A 23,142-nucleotide genomic window follows, 5' to 3' on the forward strand; every position below is an offset into this window, starting at 1 on the left:
GCTTGCCAGAAGAAAAGCATAACCGTTTAGAAGAATAAAATCCATTTTCTTCTGTTTTTTAATGAGAAAATGGAAAAGAGTGAGCTTGGAGCTCACTCTAACTTTGCTGCTCTTCTTTGTAGTCACATTCTGTACACTGTACCTGGACACCTTTTTTTAATTTCTTCTCGACTAAATAGCTCTCGCATTTTGGACAGTTTCTTGGCAGTGGCTTATCCCATGAAATAAAGTCACATCCAGGATATTGATCGCATCCATAAAACAATCGCTTCTTTTTGCTTTTTCTTTCGATAATGTTACCTTCTTTACATTTAGGACAAGTAACACCGATGTCTTTGACAATTGCTTTCGTGTTTCTGCAGTCAGGAAAATTGCTGCATGCCATGAACTTTCCATATCGTCCCATTTTAAATACCATCGGACTACCACATTGTTCACAATCTTCGCCAGCAGGCTCATCTTTTATTTCAACCTGTTGCATTTCTTGTTCAGCTCTGCCTAAATGCTTTTCGAAATCTTTATAAAAATTGTCAATAACGTTGACCCAACCTACTTTTCCATCCTCGACATCATCAAGGCCTTGTTCCATCTTAGCAGTGAATTCAACATCCAATACATCCGGAAAAAACTCAAGAATCAATTGTAACACGATTTCTCCAAGTTCGGTAGGTATAAATCGCTTATTATCTAAAGCTACGTATCCTCTTTTTTGTATCGTATCAAGAGTAGGTGCATAAGTAGATGGTCTACCTATACCTAACTCTTCAAGTGTTTTGACTAATCTGGCCTCCGTATACCTTGGTGGAGGTTGAGTGAAGTGTTGTTTTGGCTCAATGTCCTTTTTAAAAACTTCGTCCCCTTCTTTCAAGTCAGGAAGCATTCTTTCGCTTTCCTCTACTTGATCATCTGAACCTTCCACATAAAGTTTCATGAAACCAGGGAATTTCACTTTTGATCCAGTAGCTCTGAATACAACAGATCCGTTTTGTAAGTCTACGCTCATGGTATCCATGATGGCATGTGCCATTTGGCTCGCTAAGAATCTTTCCCATATCAACTTATACAGTCGGAATTGATCTCGAGACAAAAATTCTTTCATGCTGTTTGGATCACGGAGGGCGCTTGTTGGTCGAACCGCTTCATGCGCATCTTGTGCATTTGATTGCTTTTTCTCTTTTCTTTGTTCTTCCTTTAGGTAAGATTCGCCAAATTCTGAAGCAATGTATGAAGCCGCTTCATTTTGGGCTGTTTCGGAGATTCGAGTGGAATCTGTACGCATGTAAGTAATTAAACCAACTGTACCTTCCTTACCGAGCTCTATACCTTCATATAGTTGTTGAGCAAGCATCATTGTCTTCTTGGCACGGAAATTCAGTTTTCTCGCAGCCTCTTGTTGTAATGAAGAAGTTGTAAAAGGCGGTGCTGGATTTCTTTTTCGTTCTTTCTTTGAAACAGATATTACCTTGAACTTGTTACCTTCCATCTTTTGCAGAATTCCATTTACGTCCTGCTCGGATGTCAGTTCCATCTTCTTGTCACCTAGCCCATAGAAGAATGCTTCAAAGACATCGTTTCCTTTTAATAATTCACCAGAAATGGTCCAGTATTCTTCAGGGATAAAAGCCTGTATTTCTTGTTCACGATCAATGATTAATCGCACCGCTACAGATTGTACCCTTCCGGCACTCAAACCTTTTTTTACTTTTTTCCATAATAGGGGACTGATATTGTAACCGACGAGGCGATCTAAGATACGACGTGCCTGTTGGGCATCTACAAGATCCATATTGATTGGTCTAGGGTGCTTAAAGGATTCTTTGATGGCATCCTTTGTTATTTCATTAAAAACAACCCTGCAATCTGAAGTGATATCTACATCAAGTGTGTGAGCCAAATGCCAGGCAATTGCCTCTCCTTCACGATCCGGGTCAGCCGCGAGATAAATTTTCTTTGCTTTTTTTGCAGCGGACTTCAATTCTTTAAGGACAGGGCCCTTCCCTCTAATAGTTATGTATTTAGGGTCATAGTTGTTTTCTGTATCGACACCCATTTGGCTTTTCGGTAAATCACGAACATGCCCCATGGATGCTTTCACTTTATATTTCTTTCCAAGATAGCGCTCTATCGTTTTCGCCTTAGCTGGCGACTCTACGATTACAAGAAAATCGGACATCCATTTTTCCTCCTTAAGAGGTCTATATTTCATACCATCTATTACTACATATTCTCTATTTATCTTTTAATAGGAAGTCGAAAACAACCCTCGAAACCGTTTTCATGATGTGGAAACGAAAATGGGACATTGATTGATAACTCTTTTTATTGTTTGGACACCTGATGCAAAATGTATAACAGAATCAAAATAATTTCAACCTTTTTCCACTAAATTAAGAAGGTTTTTTCAAAATCATACATAAAAATCCTTTTTTTATGAATTATACAGCATTTTCCCCGAAAAAATACCACATGTCAATTTCTTATCTCAACTAAAATGTCTTCAGCCGTCGTAACTAGCTTTGCTCCTTGCTGAATTAACTCATTAGTGCCATTTGAAAAAGGGTTAAAGATACTGCCTGGTAATGAAAAGACTTCCCTGCCTTCATTTACCGCATAATTGGCAGTAATAAGCGACCCGCTTTTTCTCTTTGCTTCTATTATTAATGTACCTTTAGATAGGCCACTGATGATTCTGTTTCGCATCGGAAAGTGCCATTTACTTGGTTTTGTATCTGGAGGATATTCTGAAATGACGAGGTGTGTTTTCATCAATTCCATCGCCAAGGATAAATTTTCTTTTGGATAAATATGATAAAAACCTCCTGCAATCACTGCGATAGTTTGACCACCATTTCTTAGTGTACATTCATGAGCAATGGCATCAATTCCCTTGGCCAAACCACTTACGATGACGATTCCTCTTTCAATCAGATCAGGAAATAAGAGTCTGATGGCATTTTTCCCATATTGAGTTGCCTGCCTGGAACCTACAACTGCTAGCTTCGGTTCAAGTTTTAATAACTCTATATTACCTTTTGCAAATAGAGCCCAGGGGGGTTGATATATCTCTTTTAAAGCAGGAGGATATTCTTTATCAAAAATTGTAATAACCTTTATTGCGTTTGTCTCATATTGTCGCATTTGTTCAAGAATAAGTTCAGTGGAGGGAGTTTTTAAAGATTCTGTAGCATTGAGAGGTCGTTTGAGGGAATCAAAGGAAGAAAGTTGATAAACGTTGTGTAAATGAGGATCCTTCTTCAGTAGGTTATATACTGCAGACCAGCTTATATTCGGACAATGAAGCAGATGGACTAGTCTTCTTTTAAAATCGTCCATGGGTTAACCTCCTATTTTTTAAGGTGAAACAGCCCCTCTGATAGAGGGACTATTTCAGACTATATGAAACTAAGAAAATTAATGTGTTTTACACTTTTCGTATAAGCCGTTTTCTTTAAGTGCTTCAATGAGAGTTTCACCCATTACAGATGGTGTGTCTGCTACTTTAATTCCACACTCGTTCATGACGCGAATCTTTTCATCAGCCGTACCTTTACCGCCTGAGATAATAGCACCAGCGTGACCCATGCGTTTTCCTGGAGGTGCAGTGCGTCCACCAATGAATCCAACTACAGGCTTCGTCATGTTAGCTTTTACCCACTCGGCTGCTTCTTCTTCAGCTGTTCCACCAATTTCACCGATCATGATTACTGCATATGTTTCAGGATCTTCGTTGAAAGCTTTTAGAACATCGATGAAGTTTGTACCATTTACAGGATCTCCACCAATACCTACAGCTGTAGATTGTCCGATTCCTGTTTGTGTTAATTGGTGTACAGCTTCGTAAGTTAAAGTTCCAGAACGTGAAACTACACCAACATGACCTTTTGTATGAATGTATCCTGGCATAATACCAATTTTACACTCATCCGGTGTGATTACACCTGGGCAGTTAGGTCCTACTAAACGAGTTTTCTTACCTTCCATGTATCGCTTAACCTTTACCATATCCAAAACAGGAATGTGCTCAGTGATACAGATTGCAAGATCCAGTTCAGCATCTACCGCTTCAAGGATAGCATCCGCTGCGAATGGAGCAGGTACATAGATGACTGAAGCATTTGCACCAGTAGCTTCAACCGCTTCTTTTACAGTGTTGAAAACTGGTACGCCTTCTACTTCCATTCCACCCTTACCAGGTGTAGTACCACCAACGATTTGCGTGCCGTATTCCAGCATTTGTTTTGTATGGAAAAGGGCCGTTGAACCTGTAATACCTTGAACAATGACCTTCGTATCTTTATTAATAAAAACGCTCACTTCAATTCCCCTTCCTTATCTCCAGTATCACCGTCAGGCTTATTCATCATCCCAACTGGCTCTGTATGAATTTTAACCTACTAAAGAAACGATTTTTTGTGCTCCGTCAGCCATTGATTCAGCTGCAATGATATTTAAGTCAGACTCAGCAAGGATCTTCTTCCCAAGTTCAACGTTAGTACCTTCTAAACGAACAACTAGCGGAACACTTAGTCCTACTTGCTTAGCAGCCTCTACAACACCCTCAGCAATAACGTCACACTTCATGATTCCGCCAAAGATGTTAACGAAAATACCTTTAACGTTTGCATCAGAAAGGATGATTTTGAAAGCTTCAGTTACTTTTTCAGCTGTTGCACCGCCCCCAACATCAAGGAAGTTTGCAGGGTCTCCACCATAATGCTTTACAATATCCATAGTTGCCATTGCAAGTCCTGCTCCGTTAACCATACAGCCGATATTTCCATCTAAAGATATGTAGCTTAGGTCGTATTTAGAAGCTTCGATTTCCTTTGCATCTTCCTCTTCAAGGTCACGGTACTCTAACACGTCTTTTTGACGGTATAAAGCATTTGAATCGAAGTTCAATTTTGCATCTAACGCCATTACTTTACCATCACCTGTAACAACAAGCGGGTTGATTTCTGCGATAGAGCAATCTTTTTCAATGTATGCAGAGTATAATGCCATCATAAATTTGACTGCTTGGCCAATTAATTCCTTAGGAATATTAATGTTAAATGCAATACGACGAGCTTGGTATGCACTTAAACCAACAACAGGATCGATTTCTTCTTTGAAGATTTTTTCAGGCGTCTTTTCAGCCACTTCTTCAATCTCCGTTCCACCTTCTTCGGAAGCCATTAGGACTACACGTGAAGTCGCACGGTCAAGAACTAGTCCGATATAATACTCTTTCTTAATATCGCAACCTTCTTCAATTAGCAGACGCTTTACTTCTTTACCCTCAGGACCTGTTTGATGCGTAATAAGCGTCTTGCCTAAGATTTCTGTTGCATATGTACGAACTTCGTCAAGGTTTTTAGCAACTTTAACACCGCCAGCTTTTCCTCTTCCACCAGCGTGGATTTGTGCTTTAACTACACAAACTTGTGTGCCAAGTTCTTTTGCAGCTTCTACAGCTTCTTCAACCGTGAATGCCACTTTTCCATTTGGAACAGCAACCCCATATTTTCTGAGGATCTCTTTTCCTTGATACTCATGGATATTCATTTCCCATCCTCCTTAATCTGACGGCTTCGCATAAGCGCTTCCGCGTTCCCTATTAACTTATCAAAAATAGACTGCGCTTTCATTTTATATAATGACACATACCTTGTCCACCATTATGACGAAAATATTATATTTATCTTAAAAGTCTGAAAAATATCACACTTTAAAACCAGTGTTTTCTGAGTATCCCAAAGAATAAAACCTACGAATTATTTTATGACAATAATAAAAAGACAGGCTTCTCACCCGTCTTTTCCCCTTTTTTGCATCTCACGGTCTGAACGATAAATAAATGCGAAAACTTCGGCTACGGCTTGGTAAAGTTCTTCTGGAATACTTTGATTAATGTCTAGTTCACTTAGCAAACCAACCAGTGACGGATCTTCTTGAATCGGCACATTGTTTTCCTTCGCTTTGTCGATGATTTGATCTGCAATCAATCCTTTACCGCGAGCCAATACTTTTGGTGCATCGCCGCGTTCAGGTTGAAACCCGAGAGCTACCGCTTCCCGACGCGAATGCTTTTCATCAGTCGTCATATCCTAATATCAACTCCCGAATAGCCTTTTGAATCATATGCCCTGATTTTCTCCCTCAACAACGACTTTCCGCCATTTAATGATGGTTGTTCAAAAGAGATGGAAGATAACACATATTTCATTTCCGCTAACTTCTCCTTCAATGGAGCTATCAAAGGTGAGGCGATCGTCTTTAGATCAGGATTCTCATTTAGGATACCAATAGAAAGAATACGGTTTTGAACCTGCATATCAACAATCGTGTGTCCTATTTGTTCGAGTTCTAAATAAAAAAGAATGCGGCAATAATTAGGATCGATTTTTCCATCTTCTTTTTTCTTTCCCGACCATTGAATCGTCAAGTCGAATTTCTTCTCGACAAAAGTAAGTGGCATCTGCATGACTACTTGTTGCAGAATACTTGTATCATTGTTCAAGAGTTGTACACCTGTAATTCTATTCAAGAGGTTTTCTGCAGCTTCACGGCCAGAATGTGAGGGATGCTCATTCAAATATTTAATGAGCATCGGTTTAAGTGTTTCATTTAATTTCTCATTTTCTTTAAACCCAAAAGCATTCATATCTGATTCATACTCATACCCTAGGCTTGAAAGCACTTTTTTGATTTCTTTATAGACAGATGGACCCTCAGACCAATTGACCGTTTCTGCACTTATGCTCTTCAGGATTCGATCAATTTCAACTATTTCTTTTTCATTTGGTAGTGTGACTTGTTTATCGCCACTATTCAACCTCCCTGAAAGAAGTTTTCCAAGCATTTTTTCAGCAGTTTGAATAGAGGTGTTATTGTTTCCTAGCAACGAAAGAATCTCAATAGCTGTACGATACCCTGGGGGATTTTGTGCCGTCGTGTTTCTTTCTAGTACACTTTTCTCCATTAGTAAGGTCGTGAGCGCGCTCTTAACCGTCTCGGTTAGTTTCGGAAGGCCACTGTATTTGATCCCATTCATTGACTCTGGAGAGTCCGTTAAAACGGAAGGCAGATGGGCAGATACTGAAACCCCACTTTTTTCAATAATGGTCTTTAATTTACCAGAAAGATTCTCTGATCCATCGTTGATGTGAAAGGAACCCTTCCTCTCATTTAGAGTCATCAATACTTTCCTGATTAATTCACCTTCTGAGGCTGATTCTTGTACAAGTCCAATCTTTTTCAAAAAGTCTATAGCAGAACTTTCTTCTTTCCCACTTGATGACAGCCAACTCTTGACTAGTTGAGGCAAAGCCAATTTACCTATCCTTTCCCCTAACGGTAATGTAAGCTCCGTAAGTTTTGATTGTAGGTTAAGAATTTGGTCTGTCGGAGCCGCTTTAGTCAACTCTTTATTCAAATTAGAGATTAGTTCATGAAAAGGTACTTTTTGTTGAGTTGCCAATAACGATAGGAATATATCTTTCGTGAAAGGAACGGCCTTTTCGACCATCAGCTTAATCGTGGCTAACCCATCTGCCAACGGTTCGAATCCTTTTAACCAGACGGAGGCAAGCTGCAATGAATCTTTTGTAATTGGCAACTGTTCCTTAATCATGAACCTAATTAGTGCGTTATTTTCTTTCGTTGATTGCAGTCCAAATTGGGCAAGCAGATCTTCGACACCAGCATTACCCCTCAGTGCTGCACCAGTTAAACCATTCAACACCTTGAGGTGAATCTTGCCTTCTCCAGGCTGGATCTGAAACCAATACCGTTCATTCGTGGACAAAGGGGCTTCAAGCTGTGCGATTACTTTTTGAGAACCGATTTGAACTTCTGCTGTCTGATTCGGAAATAGCTTCGTGATTTTCCCAGTGACAATCTGACCTGCTTTGAATGATTGACCTAATGAATCTGATTGGATACTCGGACTTAGAACCGATTTCATGATCTGTGCGGGATTCATCGCCTTCACCTCCATCAACGGTTATGAAAAATCTTTAATTGGAGCAAAACTCCTGCGATGTATAGGAGTGATTCCATGGTGCTTCAAAGCATCAAGGTGATCTTTTGTCCCATACCCCATATTTTGCTGAAATTTATATTTTGGAAATTGCAAAGCATATTCTTTCATTAGACGATCCCTTGTCACTTTTGCAATGATTGAAGCGGCAGCAATAGAAATACTTTTCGCATCACCTTTAATGATTGCCTCATAGCCATATGGAGTCTCTAATTTCATTGCATCAATCAATAAGAAATCAGGTTTGCTTTCTAAATTAGCTATGGCGGTTAACATTGCTTTCTTAGTACTTTCATAAATATTGATTCTATCAATTTCTCCAGCATCAATAATAGAAACAGCAATTGCAATCGCTTCTTGTTCTATTTTCTTTGCGTATTCTTCCCTCTTTGCTTCAGAGAGCTTTTTAGAGTCATCAATACCAGGTAAAAAGAAATTTTCGGGAAGTATGACAGCAGCTGCGACAACAGGACCAGCAAGTGGACCTCTTCCTACCTCATCAACTCCTGCAATCCTGTTGTATCCTTTTTGGCGCCACTTTTTTTCATAAAAAGTCATTTCTAGAAATTTATCATGTAGGCGTTGTTCTATTTCACGTTGCTTTTTCCATTTTAGTAAAAGCTTTTGTACGCCTTTTCTTTCATCCTGAGCAATCTTAATGAAAAACGGGTCGCTATCTTCAATCAGTTTTAATTTTTCTTCAATTTCTGCAATCGCCAATTTTTGCACCTAATTCACCTGCTGTTAAATTTATTAATATACAATTCGAGTGTTTGTCTTATTTTTTATCGGATGTTCTGAAAAAAAATAAAGCCCCCCATTAGGAGAGCTCGTTATTAACCGCTTCTTCTTCCACTGCAACAATAAAGTCTTCAGGTCTCTCAAATGTAAGAGGTCCAAATTTTTCGGAACGAATTTCTCGGATGACAAGCTCTGACACTTTGTCATAATCAACGATTCCGCCTGCCTTTAGACAGCCCCTCAGCACTCCGATATGATCGAACATCTCTACGATATTCTCAGGCACTGCTTCAAGCTTAAATCTTTCTTTTAAGCGTTCTGGATATCGTTTCTCCAAAAATCTTAATGAAAATACAACAAGATCTTGAAGATTAAGCAATGTATCCTTAATTGCACCAGTCACAGCAAGCTTCATGCCCACTTCCTGATCCTCGAACTTAGGCCATAGAATTCCCGGAGTATCTAGAAGTTCTAGTTCTTTACCAACTTTAATCCACTGTTGGGCTTTCGTAACACCAGGTGTATTTCCTGTCTTAGCAATATTCTTTTTGGCAAGACGATTAATTAACGTCGACTTACCGGCGTTCGGAATACCGACAATCATCGCTCGAATGGCTCGAGGTTTCTTCACCCCTTTTGCCTTGAGACGGTCAAATTTTTCCTTTAGAACAGCTTCAGCTGCTTGGACAATTTCTTTTAAGCCTTCTCCCGCTTGAGCATTGATAGCAATCGCTTTGACGTCTTTTTCTGCAAAATACTCAATCCATTGCTTTGTTGCATGGCGATCAGCCATGTCAGCCTTATTTAGAAGGACGAGTCTAGGTTTATGCTGGATAATTTCATCAATCATCGGATTACGTGATGAATAGGGAATCCTTGCATCTATCAATTCAAAAATAATATCTACTAACTTAAGCTTTTCCGTGACCTCCCTGCGAGCCTTGGCCATATGGCCTGGAAACCATTGGATCGTCAAATGGGCCACCTCCTAAAATTTATTTCATTTTTACGCTTCGAATATCTTCGAACGGCCAGTACACAAAACTGGTATTCCCAAGAACCTTCTCCATAGGAATCGTGCCAATATGACGACTGTCTTTGCTGTTGCGGCGATTATCCCCCATCACGAACAAATGACCCTCAGGCACAGTTTCTTTACCTGTTTTTTCTATGAGTGTAAACGGATCGGTCAGTGGACCATCGATAACTTTTTTCTTATACTCATCGAGATAAGGTTCTTCATAAGCCTTGCCATTCACGTATAAAGTATCATCTTTATATTCAATCCGGTCACCCGGCAGACCGATTATCCTTTTGATATAGTCCTTGTTTTCAGGAGCATGGAATACAATAATATCGAATCGCTTTGGCTCTCCTATTGTGTATCCAAACTTATTGACAATCATACGGTCCTGATCATGAAGGGTAGGCATCATTGAAAGACCATCTACCACGATTGGAGCAAAGAGGAAATATCGGATAACAGCAGCCAGAAGAACTGCAATTACTAAAGCTTTCGTCCATTCCCACACTTCATTTTTCTTTTTAGTCATTCAATACCCCACCAATCTCTTGTCATAAATATTTATTCAACAATTATTTTACACAAAAAATCTAGCATAAACACGATGGGAAGATACATTTCATACTTTTTTAACAAAAAAGAAGCCAATTATGTAAAAAAAAGAGCTTGTATAACAAGCTCTTTCCTTTTCTTATTAGCGAATTTCTTTAATACGAGCTTTTTTACCACGAAGGTTACGCAAGTAGTAAAGCTTAGCACGACGGACTTTACCGCGGCGAATTACTTCTAGCTTCGCGATTTTTGGTGTGTGTACAGGGAATGCACGCTCAACGCCTACACCGTAAGAAACTTTACGTACTGTGAAAGTTTCGCTGACTCCACCACCACGACGCTTGATCACAACACCTTCAAACAACTGAATACGCTCACGAGTACCCTCGATAACTTTAACGTGTACACGTACAGTATCACCAGGACGGAAAGCAGGAAGATCAGTGCGAAGTTGTTCTTTTGTGATTTCAGAAATTAATTGTTGCATCGTTTTCATCTCCTCCCAGACGCTCATGCACATCTTCAGATTGCAGCGGAACATCGTTATAAGACTCTTTACTACTTTAAGCAGCTTAAGTCACAAGAAGTATCTTAACATAATCGACCCTTTGCCGCAAGAGCTATCGATTATCTTTTTTTATTTCTTCAAGCCATTTTAATTGTTCAGGTGTCAACTCCAAAGTTTCTAGCAAATCCGGTCGACGCATATACGTTCTGCGTAAAGATTCTTTCATTCTCCACTCTTCGATCAGCTTGTGGTTTCCTCCTGTGAGTACATCGGGAACCTTCATGCCGCGAAAGTCGGCCGGTCTGGTGTAGTGTGGGTGCTCGAGAAGACCTGTACTAAATGAATCTTTCATATGGGACTCTTCATTTCCTAATACTTCAGGAAGCAGGCGAACAACGCTGTCGATAACGACCATCGCTCCTAGCTCTCCCCCTGTTAAGACATAATCACCAATGGAAATTTCATCTGTAACGACATGTTCTCGTATTCTTTCATCATAACCCTCGTAATGACCACAAATGAAAATAAGATGGTCTTCTTCAGCCAATTCTTCTGCCTTTTTCTGATTAAAACGTTCACCTTGAGGACAAAGCAAAACCACTCTCGGTTGTTTACCCGCTTTATCTTTGCTTAATGTCTCCACCGCATCGAAAATGGGTTGCGGTTTTAGAACCATTCCTGCTCCCCCACCATAAGGGTAGTCATCGACAGTATTGTGTTTGTTATCAGAGAAATCTCTGAAATTCACAACGTTATAGGAGACAGCCTGTTTCTCGGCGGCTTTCTTCAAGATTGAGTGGCCAAAAACTCCTTCAAACATCTCAGGAAATAAAGTGAGTACATCTATTTTCATCATGAAAGTAGACCTTCCATCGGCTCAATTATGACGATTTTTTCCTTTACATCAACCTTCATCACAATTTCATCAATAAATGGAATCAATACTTCCTTGCCTGATTTCCCTTTTATGACCCAAACATCATTGGCTCCCGGAGAAAGAACGCTCGTAATTTTGCCGATTTCCTCTTCTTGAGTCGTTATAACAGTACAACCGATGATTTCATGATAATAGTATTCGCCTTCAGGCAATGACCCTAGTTGGGACTCAGGCACCTTGATGATTCCACCTTTAAACTTTTCCACTTCATTGATGTTCTCTTTACCTTCAAAAGTCAGCAAATCAAATGATTTGTGACTGCGATGTGCTTTTACCTTTAATTCAATGGGTTCATTGGATTTAGGCATAAATAAATACAAAGTATTACCCTTTTTATAGCGTTCATTGGCAAAGTCGGTAGAAGATACGACACGTACCTCGCCTCTCAATCCATGCGTATTGACTAACTTACCAACGTTAAACCACTTTTCCATGATGAAATCACCTCAACGAATTTCTTCTATTTTTCCATCCTTTATGATAATGGCTGTTTTTCCAATCGAATCTTCCCAATGGTCTCCAACCTTAATATCAATTACGGCTTGTACTTCCTTTTCTTTCAGTTCGCTCCCTAAAGGTAGCATATGTAATTGTTCTATTTGAAAATCGAGCAGTTTTAGTTTTTCCTGTCGATGATGAATTTCCTTTTCAAATTTCACTTTCAATTCCATAGAGTTGAATTGTTTTGTCTTGTCTGTTTTTTTCCATTGGAACTGGAGTTGTTCGATTTCTTTTGAAAGTTTGCGTTTATTTTCACCGTATTTTTCAAGCAGAATTTGCTTGCTTTTTTCCGTTACGATTTGTTTAACCTCAACACTTTGAAGAATTTTCATTTCCCCAGCCCTCCAGCAAAACAAAAATGAATAGGAAAAAAAGGAAGGCTTATCACCTTCCTTTTTTCCTAGCAAACGCTTATGTCGCTTTCGCTTTTCTTACTACTCATGAATTTCCAAGAAAATCTTCTTCTGTTGTGAGGATCCTGCTGCATATACAACAGTGCGAATTGCTTTCGCAACGCGCCCTTGCTTTCCGATAACTTTTCCCATGTCACTCTTGTTGACAGTAAGTAAATAGGTTACACGTTGATCTTCCTCCGAGATGTCTACACGAACATCATCCGGGAAATCAACAAGGGGCTTCACAATCGTTTCGATTAACTCTTTCATGTCAGCAATAATTACTTGCCAAGTTTTGCATTATGGAATTTTTCCATGATGCCTTCGTTAGAGAAAAGGTTACGTACTGTGTCAGATGGCTTTGCACCATCTTGTAGCCACTTAAGAGCAAGCTCTTGGTTGATTTCAACTTTAGCTGGTTGTGTAACTGGATTGTAAGTTCCAACAACTTCAATGTAACGTCCGTCACGAGGAGAACGAGAATCAGCTACAACAATACGATAGAAAGGAGATTTTTTAGCTCCCATACGTTTTAAACGAATTTTAACTGCCATTTTAAAAAAGCACCTCCGAATAGTTTCACACAAGATAGAATGATAACAGATAATAATATTGTTTGTAAAGTGTTTTTTCTTTACAGATAAAAAATGATGTTAAAAAGGCTTAAAAGGGAACTTGAATCCACCCTTTTTCTTACCTTTTTGCTGCATTCCAGCCATTTGCTTCATCATTTTTTTCATATCTTCGAATTGTTTAAGCAGACGGTTTACTTCAGGTACTGAACGACCGCTACCTTTCGCAATTCGTTTTTTACGATTGGCATTGATGATTTCAGGCTGGTTTTTTTCAGCGGCAGTCATAGATCGGATGATTGCCTCGACATGACCAATTTGCTTTTCATCAATCTGGATATTATTGAGCCCTTTAATCTTGTTTGCACCAGGCATCATTTTCAACAAATCCTCAAGAGGACCCATTTTGCGAACTTGTCCAAGCTGATCGAGGAAATCCTCAAGCGTAAAAGATGCTGTACGCATTTTTTGCTCAAGCTCTTTCGCTTTTTCTTCATCCACATTTGCCTGCGCTTTTTCAATAAGAGTGAGAACGTCTCCCATACCCAAAATTCTGGATGCCATACGCTCTGGATGGAAAGGTTCAAGCGCGTCCAATTTTTCGCCAAGACCGACAAACTTAATTGGAGTCTGAGTAACCGCACGAATGGAAAGCGCGGCACCGCCTCGAGTATCGCCGTCAAGCTTTGTAAGAACCGCACCAGTAAGTCCAAGCTGTTCATTAAAGCTTTGAGCGACATTGACAGCATCCTGCCCCGTCATCGCATCGACCACTAAGAAAATTTCATCTGGTTTGGATAGTTCCTTAATCTCTTTCAGTTCGTTCATCAACGCTTCATCAACGTGTAAACGACCGGCTGTATCGATTAAGACATAATCATGGTGGTCTTCCTTCGCCTTAGCAATCGCCTGTCTAGCAATTTCAACAGGACTTACTTGATCACCAAGAGAAAATACAGGCATACCCAATTGCTTGCCTAGCGTTTCTAGCTGCTTAATGGCAGCAGGACGGTATATATCCGCTGCGACAAGAAGTGGCTTTCGATTGTATTTTTTCCGAAGCAAGTTAGCCAACTTACCAGTTGTCGTTGTTTTACCAGCACCTTGCAAACCAACCATCATGATCACTGTTGGCGGTCTGTTCGAAACAGCAATCTTGCTTTGCTCTCCACCCATCAATTCGGTTAATTCTTCTTTTACGACCTTGATAACCTGTTGACCAGGTGTGAGGCTTTTCAATACCTCTTGTCCAATTGAACGCTCGGTGACCTTCTTAACAAATTCCTTAACGACCTTGAAGTTAACGTCTGCTTCTAATAGAGCAAGACGGACTTCCCTCATCATTTCTTTTACATCCGCTTCAGTTACTTTCCCTTTTCCACGGATTTTTTGGATTGTATTTTGCAGTCGGTCGGCCAATCCTTCAAATGCCATATATGCCGCCTCCTAATCTAATTTCTCAAGCTCTGCAACTGCTTCCAGCAAAGATTGCTTTGTTGATGACTCATCTTGAATGCAATCCTTGACTTGGGAAAGTATCTTGCTGCGCTCTTGAAATTTCTGAAATAATAGTAGCTTTTCTTCATACTCTTCTAACATTGCTTCCGTACGCTTGATGTTATCGTATACCGCCTGACGGCTAACATCATATTCTTCAGCAATTTCTCCAAGTGAATAATCATCCAAATAGTAGAGAGACATGTAGCTTTGCTGCTTTGGTGTTAACAACGACTGATAGAAATCATAAAGATAATTCATGCGCGTTGTTTTTTCAAGCATGCTCATCCCTCCTTGTTAAGTGAAAAGCCTTTACAATAGCTAGTTTACACAGTCGGTCAAATCCTGTCAATCCATTATCACTACAGTAATCCACTATCCTAGCGACCGTTTTTTCTTTTTTTCGCCTCAAGCAGACGTTTCATCCGTGCTTCCCTATCAATATCCTTTTCGGATCCCTTTGGCTCTTTCCAGTTGACTTCACTTTTCGTTTGTTTTTCGTTTACACGATTGGTAATCTTCGCAGGAATCGGTGCAAGCACTTTCTTTTCTTCTTTGTTTATTCTCTTGTTTTTTTCCGCCGACAACTGTTTAAGTGTAGAAGTAGCTTTACTCACCTCTGGGCGAGAATTAACCCTACTTTTCTTTAATAAAAGAATAATTGGCATCATTCCAAATCGACGAATCACGATTTCAATTACTAAGATAATAAATGCCAATAGAAGTAACCATTCACTAATTTCCTGTTTTGTGTATGATTTATTTTTAAGTGGTCGGAATGCATCGCTTTCCTTTATTAACTCCTTCCCACCTAATAAAGCTGTTATTTCTTTCAGATAAGCTCGATTTGTCCCTTGCAATAGATACTCTTCAGAATACGGAACCGTAAATCCTGTCTTATAAAAATTACTTTTTCCATCCTTAGCCGTTTGGTTTACGCTCAAAAAATACATACCTGGCTCGTTCGGAAAAACAAGTTCATATTCGCCTGGTGCGACAAGTTTCGTATAGACATCAATTGACTTTCCAGCCTGGGTAACAATCGCTGCTTCAATTGGGAGAAACTTGTCTTTAGAAGTTTTTAGTGTGACAACCGTATTTCCTTCTCTCTTATCAACAGATGTTTGAAAGGGTTCACTTTCATATTTTGGCAAACTTTTGGTTGCCAGTTGCGTCAAGAATTCCGGCCATTTTTCCCAAACTGCCCAATCTCCACTCCATTTACCTGTGCTGTCTGAGGTAAATGCGAAAGTAGTACCCAAACCGTATTGCCATGATGCGAGAATCGGATCTTTTTTCTCACTTATAAAATCTACATTCGCTCTTTGTTTAGCTGTGGTGGCAATGTAAGCATTCATCTTTGGAACTCCATCCTTGACAATTTCACTCCAATCGGATGATGCCGAAACTTCCGGATAAAAAGGATGGTCCTCAATATACGTTCTTGTTGCCATCACCGTTTCCCTTGAAAGAATACTTGGGATCACACTTGCATCTGTGACATCGTAGAATCTTCCAGTACCCTGAATAGCTAGTTCTTCTAATAACGTTCGATCAGAATCAGAACCAATCGCTACCGTTGAAAGGGTGATTTTGTTTTGAAGACCATTTGTTATCAACGTCTCATAATCACCTGGCGCGGACTGGCCATCTGTAAGTAAAATGATATGCTTACGCTGTAATTTAAGATTTTCGAGTTCCTCATATGCCTTTTCCAAGGAGGTGTAAATTTCTGTCCCCCCTCCAGGAGTGATGGAGCGGATTTTCTTAATCGTCTCTTTCTTATTCGTAAGTGGCTCAGCCTCTGCGATAACCCATGGACGATCATCGAACGCAATAAATCCGAGCGTATCTTCTTCTCTTAAAAGTTCCACTGATCTTGCTGCTGCCTCTTTTGCAAGTTCGATTTTATTTCCGCCCATACTTCCAGAACGGTCCATGACGATTACGAGGCCTAAGGAAGGCATCTGCTTTTTCCCTTTAATATCCATGTCAACAGGAAGGATTTTTTCGATAGGAGTTTTAAAATATCCTCCTAATCCAAAGCTTTGATCTCCTCCAAGCATGACAAAGCCTGTACCGAAATCCTTAACTGCCTTTTCAATCAACTCCATCTGAGGTTGGCTTATACTCGTACCTGGCACATTATCAAAGATGATGGATTGATATTGCAGAAATCCTGCCAATGATTCCGGTAATTTCTCAGGTATCAGCGTGTCTACTAATAACCCAGAGGATTGAAGTATAGATGTCAGCATTCCAGATTCATTATTACCCACAACTAATACGCGAGGTGTACCTTTGACATTGGAAACTGCATACATCGCATTGTTTTCAATAAAAGTATCATTTTGGACAACGATTTCGCCCTTATATACATTCATTCCAGGTTCACTGGCTAAATGGGAAAATGAATATTCATTTTTTCCTTCCTTGACCACAACATCCTTTTTGATTATTTCTTGATTATTCACAGAGATTCTCACATTTGCCGTTTTTTCAATGTTACTCTCAATGGTAACTCGAATTTCCGCATTTTCACCTTCGTATAACGAAGGCTCGACGTCAAGGGAGGTAATGGATACTTCCTCCGTTTGCGGTCTTTTTATGACAGCATAATCAAGTTCTAATGAACGATTCTTTAATAATTTCACTGTATCAAGTGCCTTCCCGCTCGTTTCATTGCCATCCGTAAGCAGAACAAGTCTTCCACTTTCCTGATTTGGTAGAAGTGCCTCGGCAAATTGAAGACCTTCTTCAATATTTGTTTCTCCTGGCTCGTTAGCACCATTTAAAGTATGAATGTCTTTTTTCGTTCTCGATAAGGAGGTTTCCACAGTTGCTCCTTTTGCAAAGGAAACTACGGCATAGGATTGGTGTGAGTTTTTTTTATCGAGACTTTTCTCTATCCAATCTAAAATTTGGTCCTCTGAACCTTGGACACTCGCAGACCGATCCACAACAAATATGATCTTTTCTTCACTAATCGGTAATAAAATTTGCGGTATGGTCAAAGCGATAATCAATAAACTAAAAATCAAAGTACGTAAACTCACAATCACATACTTTTCAACTTCACGTTTCCCCTTCATTTGTTTAACGTATAAGAAAAGAATCATCATAACGGGAAGTAACAAGACTAATAGGAAGGGGTACTTAATTTCTAAATCCACGTCGGTATACCTCCCATTCGATCATCAATAAAACAAGTGCGACAAGTGCTAACCAAAACCAAACGGAATCATTTTCAATCTTTGTCCATTCTTTCGCGTAAAAGTTCTTCTTATTTAAACTGAAAGATTCATCTTTCCCAAGCTCCTTTTCCCGCTCGTCAAGTGTTACAGAAAAGTAAGCGACCGAATCGCCTGAAACAGCTTGATAGATACCTGGTTTAGCAGGAGCTTTAAAACTCTCTGCAGTAGTATCAATAGAATCGATACTCTCACCAGACTCGGAATATATCTCCCAATTTGCTCCGCTTTCATCCGAATTCAACCATTTTTCTTCACCAGGTTGAAAATATCCTAGAAAACCAGTTTGTTTGTTAAGCCATTGATAGCTATTGTACAAGAAGATAGGAAAGCCTGGTTGTAGCGGCCAATCTGTTGCTTCCAGAGGGAAATTCAGCATAATGGCTGGATGACCGTTCACACTTCCCTTTTGAATAAGAGGAATCTCTCCGCTGCTCGCAATCGTTTCCCATTCTCCTTTTACAGGTTTAAAAGCATATTCAATATAAGTTTTATTTAAATCTACATATTGAAGTAATGGGTCTTCGATTTTACTAATTGGATTTTCCAACGCTAGTTTTTCTGAGGCTCCACCTTTATTGACAAAGATTAGCGGTTTTGCAGGGATGGCTTCCAAAGATACCCCTTCTGAAATAAAAATTCCATTTTTGATACCATTCCATTGTGCTTTATCATTTAATTGGGTGCTTTCAATCCCCATTGTTTTTAACGCCTTCCCAAAGAATGGGTTAAGTTCACCAATTGTAAATACATCTTGATTTGACTCAGCCATTACAGCATTCATTGAATTATCAACTTTGTAATCGTCATCCGTTATCACTTCTGCTACGAAATAAGATCGTTCTGGTAAGTCAGGAATTTCTATAATTCGTTTTTCATTTGCTTTGAAGCTCAATTCTTTTTCAAACAGTATATTCTTCTCATCTTTCACATGAAGTGAAAGTTTCTTTTCGTGAGGTGATTGGTTCTCAATAACCGCTAATGCGGCTAATTTACCAATTTCTTTTTCTACACCAAATGAAGTTAGTGATACATTATTTAAGCTATTTCCCATGTTATGTATTTCCATCAACGTTTTTTGTTTCATTTCCGGTATCTGCTTTTGGGAAACACCTTCAGTAAATACGTGAATGGATGATTGATGGTTATCGGCAAAAGAATCGGCTAATCTTAGGGCAGCTTTCATATTTTCATGCTCATAGGTAACTCTTACATTCTTTAATTCTTTCAAAATGATATTCTTATTTGTTTCCTTGTTTAGCACTACTTTTGGTTTTTCTCCTGCAGTAATAATCGTTACTTTTTGTCCATGATGCTGTTCAAGCATTTCTAGCATCTGTTTTTTTGCTTTTTCAAATGTGTTTATTTCTTTTCCTGCTGCCATTGTTGCTGAAGTATCGAGAATGAAAATATTATGTTCGCCCTTCAATCCCTTTGAATCCCAATATGGTCTGACAAGCGCAAACATTAGAAGCAGTAATGCGAATATTTGCAGCCAAAAAAGCAGGTTTTGTTGCAGTTTTTTTAACCAAGGGGATGCTTGCCATTCGTTCATCGTTTGTTCCCAAAGAAGATTGGAAGAGTTCAAGATTTCCTTATACTGCTTCCTGAAGAAATATAGGAGGACGACTCCGGCAATTAAGATGGCTAGAATAAAGTAGATTGGATTTACAAAATGTAGCATGCCTTCTCCTCCTTAACACAGCCATCCTTTGGCCGAACATTCATGAAATAAAAATTGCTGCAAATCTGTCTGATCACTACAGAATAAATATGAAATACCGTAACGTTTGCATAATTGTGCGAGTTGGCTGTTATGCTCACGAAGACGATTTTGGTAGTTTTCAATGATGTAACTGTGCATACTCACGTTAACCATAGAACCATTTTCACTATCAATGAGTTTAACGTCACCTTCAAAGCTCGGGCTGATTTCTTCCTCGCTTAATATTTGTAGAAAACGCACTTCCTGCCTACTAACTGCTAATTTCCGGAAAAGTTCCTCGAACTTATCTAACGGCTCAAGTCCATCTGTAAGGATAATAGATAGTTGACTTTTTCTAAAAGAGTATTGTTCAAATTGTTCAACAAAAGATCCTGTTACGTTTGCTTCTGAAATATTTAATATCTCGGAAAAAGTATTTTTACCGTACACAGATCCTTTCCGGCTTATTCTCCCTCCACTATCAGAGCTCACTGGGATAAAGGTAAGCCGGTCATCACTTGTTAAGGTAATGTAGCTAAACGCTGCGGCAATTTGTTTTGCCCTCTCCCACTTCCCTGCTACAAGTCTCATAGAAGAAGTTGAATCAAGAAATATCGTAACGTTAAGTTCCTGTTCATCAAGAAACCGTTTAATATAGTGTTTTTGTGTTCTGCCATAGACGTTCCAGTCTACTTGACGTACATCATCTCCAGGCTGGTAAATTCGGAAATCAGAAAACTCAAGTGATGTACCAAGCATCCCCGAACTTCTTGTTCCTTTATGCCCCCCTCGACGCCTCGTCTTTACAGAGAATTTCTTTTTCTGCAGCTTTCCTAATAACGCTTGGGAGAGGATGGTCATCTCACCTGTTCTCCTTGATGAGCTTTTATCAACACTTCTTCTATAATCGTGTCAGCGGTAATTCCGCTGGCTTCCCCTTCAAAATTGATGAAAAGACGATGTCTTAGCACAGGGTGGGCAACTTGTTTCAAATCCCCTACGGAAACATGGTAACGTCCAGAGAATAACGCACGCGTTTTAGCCATCTGGATTAGTCCCTGCAAGCCACGAGGACCACTTCCAAACTGAACATATTTTTTAACAAGTTCTGGGGCCGTCTCTGAATCAGGATGTGTAGCTGAAATCATTCCCACAGCATAGTCCAATATTTCATCTGCTACAAGAATTTCCTTAGCAAGTTCCTGTAAAAGCAAAACATCTTTTGCATCCAGAACCGTGTTCAGTTCTGTAGACTGCGTTCCTGTAGTACGAAGTGCAATTTCCTTTAATTCTGCAACAGTCGGATAACTAACGTTTATTTTACAAATAAAGCGATCCATTTGTGCCTCAGGCAGAGGATATGTTCCTTCCATATCGATCGGGTTTTGGGTCGCCAAAACGAAAAATGGTTTTTCCAGTTTTTTTGTATCACCCATTATCGTTACCGTCTGTTCGGCCATTGCCTCAAGCAGAGAGCTTTGTGTTTTTGGAGTCGCACGGTTAATTTCATCCGCCAGAACGATATTCGCAAATAACGGACCTTCGTGAAAGGAGAACTGTTGCTTCCCATCTTCTCCCGGCTGAAGAATCATCGTCCCTGTAATATCTGAAGGCATCAAATCCGGAGTGAATTGTATCCTAGAAAAACGCAAATCGAGGCAATCGGCAATGGTACGTATTAACATCGTCTTACCTAAGCCTGGTAATCCCTCCAATAACGCATGACCTCGGGAAAATATACTCCAAAGCACTTGATCAATGACTTCATCTTGACCCACAATAAAGGTTTGGATTTCACTTTTTACTTTCTTCATTTGTTCTGCTGCCCATTGAAACTGCTGCTCTTTTTCTTGTAAGGTTGCCATTTGATTACTCCTTATCAGGATTAATATTTGTAAAGTAATTTTTGACGATATTTTCTAATTCAGAAGGGAGTTTTACTCTGTCAGAGCTTTTCCGATACGCCTCTGCGTATTGACCATACACTTCTTTATAGGATCTAATTTGACCTCTCAAGATAGGACCATTTCCTTCAGATTGTTGAGAGCTACCTTCACCTAAATTTCCAGAATCACTTTCAATATTTTCTTTGCCAGCTATCGAATGAGGAACGGTTAAAAAATCTCTTGATCCTGCGCCTTTTCCAGCGCCTGAACCTCCTGATCCGCTCCCACTGCCTGACCCTGATCCTGAACCGCCACCTGAGCCACTTCCACTTCCACTTCCACTATTACCGGAACCGTTCCCTGATCCTCCGCTACCGCTACTTTGCCCACTCCCAGACTGTCCAGAACCCTTTCCTGCCGAACCACTCTTGTTTGGAGAGCCCTTTCCTGTAGCAGAAGAATTCTGATTACTATTTTGACCAGTTTGAGAGGAAGGGTTTAATGCTATCTGACTTGAACTTGTGCCATCCATTTGTTTCTGTAGATTACTCGCTTCTTGATTTAAGACGGTATTCGCAGCTGCCAAATCCGATAGTTCTTTACCGGCAGCTAGGGCAACCTTAATTTGTTCAGCGATCGTCGCCAGTTCTTTTTCAGTTAGTTCTCGATTCGATTGAGTAAACTCACTTAAGACCGCTTTTTGCTTGTCTGACAGATTGGACCAATTCTTGTTTAATTTCTCTAACTGTTTTTCAATTTCGCTCATATCTTCGGCTTTTAATGCATTTGATAGCTTTTTCATCCCTGCATCTTCAAGCTGTTCCTGCCAATCTTGCAATTTCTGCTGTTCTTGTTTCTTTTTGACCTGCTTTAATTCAAGCTGTTTCGTTTGCTTCTCTAGTTCCTTTAAAGCTGCTTTAGCGGTTTCTTTTTTCTCTAATTGATCAAGCGCCTTTTCAATCACTTTTCGAACTTCAGGCTTCTTTTGCTCTTTCGCTAATTTCTCCAGGCGTTTTTCAGTTTCCTGTAACATCTTGGCTTCCTCTTCTTTTTTCTTAGCCGAATCCACTAGTTCATTAGGATGCAAAAATAAAAAGACAGAAGCTGTGATCAATAGACTTCCAGCAAAAAATGGTTTAGGAAGAAACATTTTTTTCTTTCTCTTCAGAACTTCTTTTTGCACTTTTTTCATAAGACTCACAGTTTCATGAAGAAGCAACCTTTGCAATAATCCTTCTTTTTCAAGAAAAGAAAGGGCCGTAATGACCCTATCTTCTCCGACGTATTCATCATAGATCTTTGCAACAAGTATAATTGTAGGTCGATTTTTCCATGAACGATAAACAAAATAAAGGAAGAGGATACTTTGACCACCTACAAGCCAATAAAGCATAAACGGGAAAACGACAAGCCTTGCTATCAAGAAGAGAAGACTGGAATAAATTCCAGCACCCAACAGGAAAATCTGTACCTCCTTAAAGAAACTCGCTATGAAAAGTTGCCTATAAACCGGATTCAATAAATGAAGAAACTGTTTTTTGGTTTCCACA

22 protein-coding genes are annotated in these 23,142 nt (G+C 39.6%); all 22 read right to left on the reverse strand.

Annotation, left to right across the window (positions count from 1 at the left end; genetic code table 11):
- Nucleotides 1–97: 97 nt before the first annotated feature.
- The 22 genes from topA to BMZ31_RS02140 all read right to left on the reverse strand — a co-directional run bounded on the left by topA (nt 98) and on the right by BMZ31_RS02140 (nt 23,141).
- Complete coding sequence (gene topA / locus BMZ31_RS02035) at nt 98–2,173, reverse strand: type I DNA topoisomerase (protein ID WP_090830055.1); 2,076 nt, start codon at nt 2,171–2,173, stop codon at nt 98–100.
- A gap of 296 nt (nt 2,174–2,469) precedes the next feature.
- A complete protein-coding gene (gene dprA, locus BMZ31_RS02040; RefSeq protein WP_090830056.1) occupies nt 2,470–3,333 on the reverse strand; it encodes a DNA-processing protein DprA in 864 nt (287 codons plus the stop codon).
- 78 nt (nt 3,334–3,411) lie between these two features.
- On the reverse strand, nt 3,412–4,314 hold the full coding sequence (gene sucD, locus BMZ31_RS02045) for a succinate--CoA ligase subunit alpha (protein WP_090830057.1): 903 nt from the start codon (nt 4,312–4,314) through the stop codon (nt 3,412–3,414).
- 72 nt (nt 4,315–4,386) lie between these two features.
- Nucleotides 4,387–5,547: an ADP-forming succinate--CoA ligase subunit beta gene (gene sucC / locus BMZ31_RS02050; RefSeq protein ID WP_090830058.1), complete on the reverse strand. Its 1,161-nt coding sequence runs from the start codon at nt 5,545–5,547 to the stop codon at nt 4,387–4,389.
- A gap of 242 nt (nt 5,548–5,789) precedes the next feature.
- Nucleotides 5,790–6,086: an EscU/YscU/HrcU family type III secretion system export apparatus switch protein gene (locus BMZ31_RS02055; protein ID WP_090830059.1), complete on the reverse strand. Its 297-nt coding sequence runs from the start codon at nt 6,084–6,086 to the stop codon at nt 5,790–5,792.
- The gene (locus tag BMZ31_RS02060; protein WP_090830060.1) at nt 6,083–7,966 is read right to left on the reverse strand and encodes a hypothetical protein; all 1,884 of its coding nucleotides are present in this window, start codon (nt 7,964–7,966) and stop codon (nt 6,083–6,085) included. Before BMZ31_RS02060 ends, BMZ31_RS02055 begins: the two co-directional genes overlap by 4 nt.
- Nucleotides 7,967–7,987: 21 nt before the next feature.
- The gene (locus BMZ31_RS02065) at nt 7,988–8,752 is read right to left on the reverse strand and encodes a ribonuclease HII (RefSeq protein WP_090830061.1); all 765 of its coding nucleotides are present in this window, start codon (nt 8,750–8,752) and stop codon (nt 7,988–7,990) included.
- A 91-nt stretch (nt 8,753–8,843) separates the two neighbouring features.
- Nucleotides 8,844–9,740: a ribosome biogenesis GTPase YlqF gene (gene ylqF / locus BMZ31_RS02070; RefSeq protein ID WP_090830062.1), complete on the reverse strand. Its 897-nt coding sequence runs from the start codon at nt 9,738–9,740 to the stop codon at nt 8,844–8,846.
- 19 nt (nt 9,741–9,759) lie between these two features.
- The gene (gene lepB, locus BMZ31_RS02075) at nt 9,760–10,317 is read right to left on the reverse strand and encodes a signal peptidase I (RefSeq protein ID WP_090830063.1); all 558 of its coding nucleotides are present in this window, start codon (nt 10,315–10,317) and stop codon (nt 9,760–9,762) included.
- Nucleotides 10,318–10,482: 165 nt separating this feature from the next.
- The gene (rplS, locus tag BMZ31_RS02080) at nt 10,483–10,827 is read right to left on the reverse strand and encodes a 50S ribosomal protein L19 (protein WP_090830064.1); all 345 of its coding nucleotides are present in this window, start codon (nt 10,825–10,827) and stop codon (nt 10,483–10,485) included.
- A gap of 133 nt (nt 10,828–10,960) precedes the next feature.
- Nucleotides 10,961–11,701 (reverse strand): tRNA (guanosine(37)-N1)-methyltransferase TrmD, encoded by a 741-nt coding sequence (gene trmD / locus BMZ31_RS02085; protein ID WP_139205912.1) that lies wholly within the window; start codon nt 11,699–11,701, stop codon nt 10,961–10,963.
- A complete protein-coding gene (gene rimM / locus BMZ31_RS02090) occupies nt 11,701–12,219 on the reverse strand; it encodes a ribosome maturation factor RimM (RefSeq protein WP_090830066.1) in 519 nt (172 codons plus the stop codon). The genes trmD and rimM overlap by 1 nt, the downstream gene beginning before the upstream one ends.
- Before the next feature lie 12 nt (nt 12,220–12,231).
- Nucleotides 12,232–12,618, reverse strand: a complete 387-nt coding sequence (locus tag BMZ31_RS02095) for a YlqD family protein (RefSeq protein ID WP_090830067.1) — start codon at nt 12,616–12,618, stop codon at nt 12,232–12,234.
- Nucleotides 12,619–12,720: 102 nt separating this feature from the next.
- On the reverse strand, nt 12,721–12,951 hold the full coding sequence (locus BMZ31_RS02100) for a KH domain-containing protein (protein ID WP_090830068.1): 231 nt from the start codon (nt 12,949–12,951) through the stop codon (nt 12,721–12,723).
- An 11-nt stretch (nt 12,952–12,962) separates the two neighbouring features.
- Nucleotides 12,963–13,235, reverse strand: coding sequence for a 30S ribosomal protein S16 (gene rpsP, locus BMZ31_RS02105; protein ID WP_090830069.1), 273 nt, complete (start codon nt 13,233–13,235; stop codon nt 12,963–12,965).
- 99 nt (nt 13,236–13,334) lie between these two features.
- On the reverse strand, nt 13,335–14,687 hold the full coding sequence (gene ffh / locus BMZ31_RS02110; protein WP_090830070.1) for a signal recognition particle protein: 1,353 nt from the start codon (nt 14,685–14,687) through the stop codon (nt 13,335–13,337).
- Nucleotides 14,688–14,699: 12 nt separating this feature from the next.
- A complete protein-coding gene (locus BMZ31_RS02115) occupies nt 14,700–15,032 on the reverse strand; it encodes a putative DNA-binding protein (protein ID WP_090830071.1) in 333 nt (110 codons plus the stop codon).
- A 98-nt stretch (nt 15,033–15,130) separates the two neighbouring features.
- Nucleotides 15,131–17,923 (reverse strand): VWA domain-containing protein, encoded by a 2,793-nt coding sequence (locus BMZ31_RS02120; protein ID WP_090830072.1) that lies wholly within the window; start codon nt 17,921–17,923, stop codon nt 15,131–15,133.
- Nucleotides 17,907–19,685 carry a vWA domain-containing protein gene (locus BMZ31_RS02125; protein WP_090830073.1) on the reverse strand — a complete coding sequence of 593 codons (1,779 nt, stop codon included), beginning with the start codon at nt 19,683–19,685 and terminating at the stop codon, nt 17,907–17,909. Before BMZ31_RS02125 ends, BMZ31_RS02120 begins: the two co-directional genes overlap by 17 nt.
- A 12-nt stretch (nt 19,686–19,697) precedes the next feature.
- Complete coding sequence (locus BMZ31_RS02130) at nt 19,698–20,567, reverse strand: DUF58 domain-containing protein (protein WP_090830074.1); 870 nt, start codon at nt 20,565–20,567, stop codon at nt 19,698–19,700.
- A complete protein-coding gene (locus tag BMZ31_RS02135; protein WP_090830075.1) occupies nt 20,564–21,571 on the reverse strand; it encodes an AAA family ATPase in 1,008 nt (335 codons plus the stop codon). Before BMZ31_RS02135 ends, BMZ31_RS02130 begins: the two co-directional genes overlap by 4 nt.
- 4 nt (nt 21,572–21,575) lie before the next feature.
- Nucleotides 21,576–23,141, reverse strand: coding sequence for a hypothetical protein (locus BMZ31_RS02140; RefSeq protein ID WP_090830076.1), 1,566 nt, complete (start codon nt 23,139–23,141; stop codon nt 21,576–21,578).
- Nucleotide 23,142: the final 1 nt, after the last annotated feature.

Source organism: Bacillus sp. cl95 (assembly GCF_900115925.1).
In the GTDB taxonomy this organism is placed as follows: domain Bacteria; phylum Bacillota; class Bacilli; order Bacillales; family Cytobacillaceae; genus Neobacillus_A.

Coding starts and splice junctions, on each gene's coding strand:
- topA (WP_090830055.1), bottom strand. CDS start 2,173: ATGTCCGATTTTCTTGTAATCGTAGAGTCGCCAGCTAAGGCGAAAACG.
- dprA (WP_090830056.1), bottom strand. CDS start 3,333: ATGGACGATTTTAAAAGAAGACTAGTCCATCTGCTTCATTGTCCGAAT.
- sucC (WP_090830058.1), bottom strand. CDS start 5,547: ATGAATATCCATGAGTATCAAGGAAAAGAGATCCTCAGAAAATATGGG.
- BMZ31_RS02055 (WP_090830059.1), bottom strand. CDS start 6,086: ATGACGACTGATGAAAAGCATTCGCGTCGGGAAGCGGTAGCTCTCGGG.
- BMZ31_RS02060 (WP_090830060.1), bottom strand. CDS start 7,966: ATGAATCCCGCACAGATCATGAAATCGGTTCTAAGTCCGAGTATCCAA.
- lepB (WP_090830063.1), bottom strand. CDS start 10,317: ATGACTAAAAAGAAAAATGAAGTGTGGGAATGGACGAAAGCTTTAGTA.
- rplS (WP_090830064.1), bottom strand. CDS start 10,827: ATGCAACAATTAATTTCTGAAATCACAAAAGAACAACTTCGCACTGAT.
- trmD (WP_139205912.1), bottom strand. CDS start 11,701: ATGAAAATAGATGTACTCACTTTATTTCCTGAGATGTTTGAAGGAGTT.
- rimM (WP_090830066.1), bottom strand. CDS start 12,219: ATGGAAAAGTGGTTTAACGTTGGTAAGTTAGTCAATACGCATGGATTG.
- BMZ31_RS02095 (WP_090830067.1), bottom strand. CDS start 12,618: ATGAAAATTCTTCAAAGTGTTGAGGTTAAACAAATCGTAACGGAAAAA.
- BMZ31_RS02100 (WP_090830068.1), bottom strand. CDS start 12,951: ATGAAAGAGTTAATCGAAACGATTGTGAAGCCCCTTGTTGATTTCCCG.
- rpsP (WP_090830069.1), bottom strand. CDS start 13,235: ATGGCAGTTAAAATTCGTTTAAAACGTATGGGAGCTAAAAAATCTCCT.
- ffh (WP_090830070.1), bottom strand. CDS start 14,687: ATGGCATTTGAAGGATTGGCCGACCGACTGCAAAATACAATCCAAAAA.
- BMZ31_RS02115 (WP_090830071.1), bottom strand. CDS start 15,032: ATGCTTGAAAAAACAACGCGCATGAATTATCTTTATGATTTCTATCAG.
- BMZ31_RS02125 (WP_090830073.1), bottom strand. CDS start 19,685: ATGCTACATTTTGTAAATCCAATCTACTTTATTCTAGCCATCTTAATT.
- BMZ31_RS02130 (WP_090830074.1), bottom strand. CDS start 20,567: ATGACCATCCTCTCCCAAGCGTTATTAGGAAAGCTGCAGAAAAAGAAA.
- BMZ31_RS02135 (WP_090830075.1), bottom strand. CDS start 21,571: ATGGCAACCTTACAAGAAAAAGAGCAGCAGTTTCAATGGGCAGCAGAA.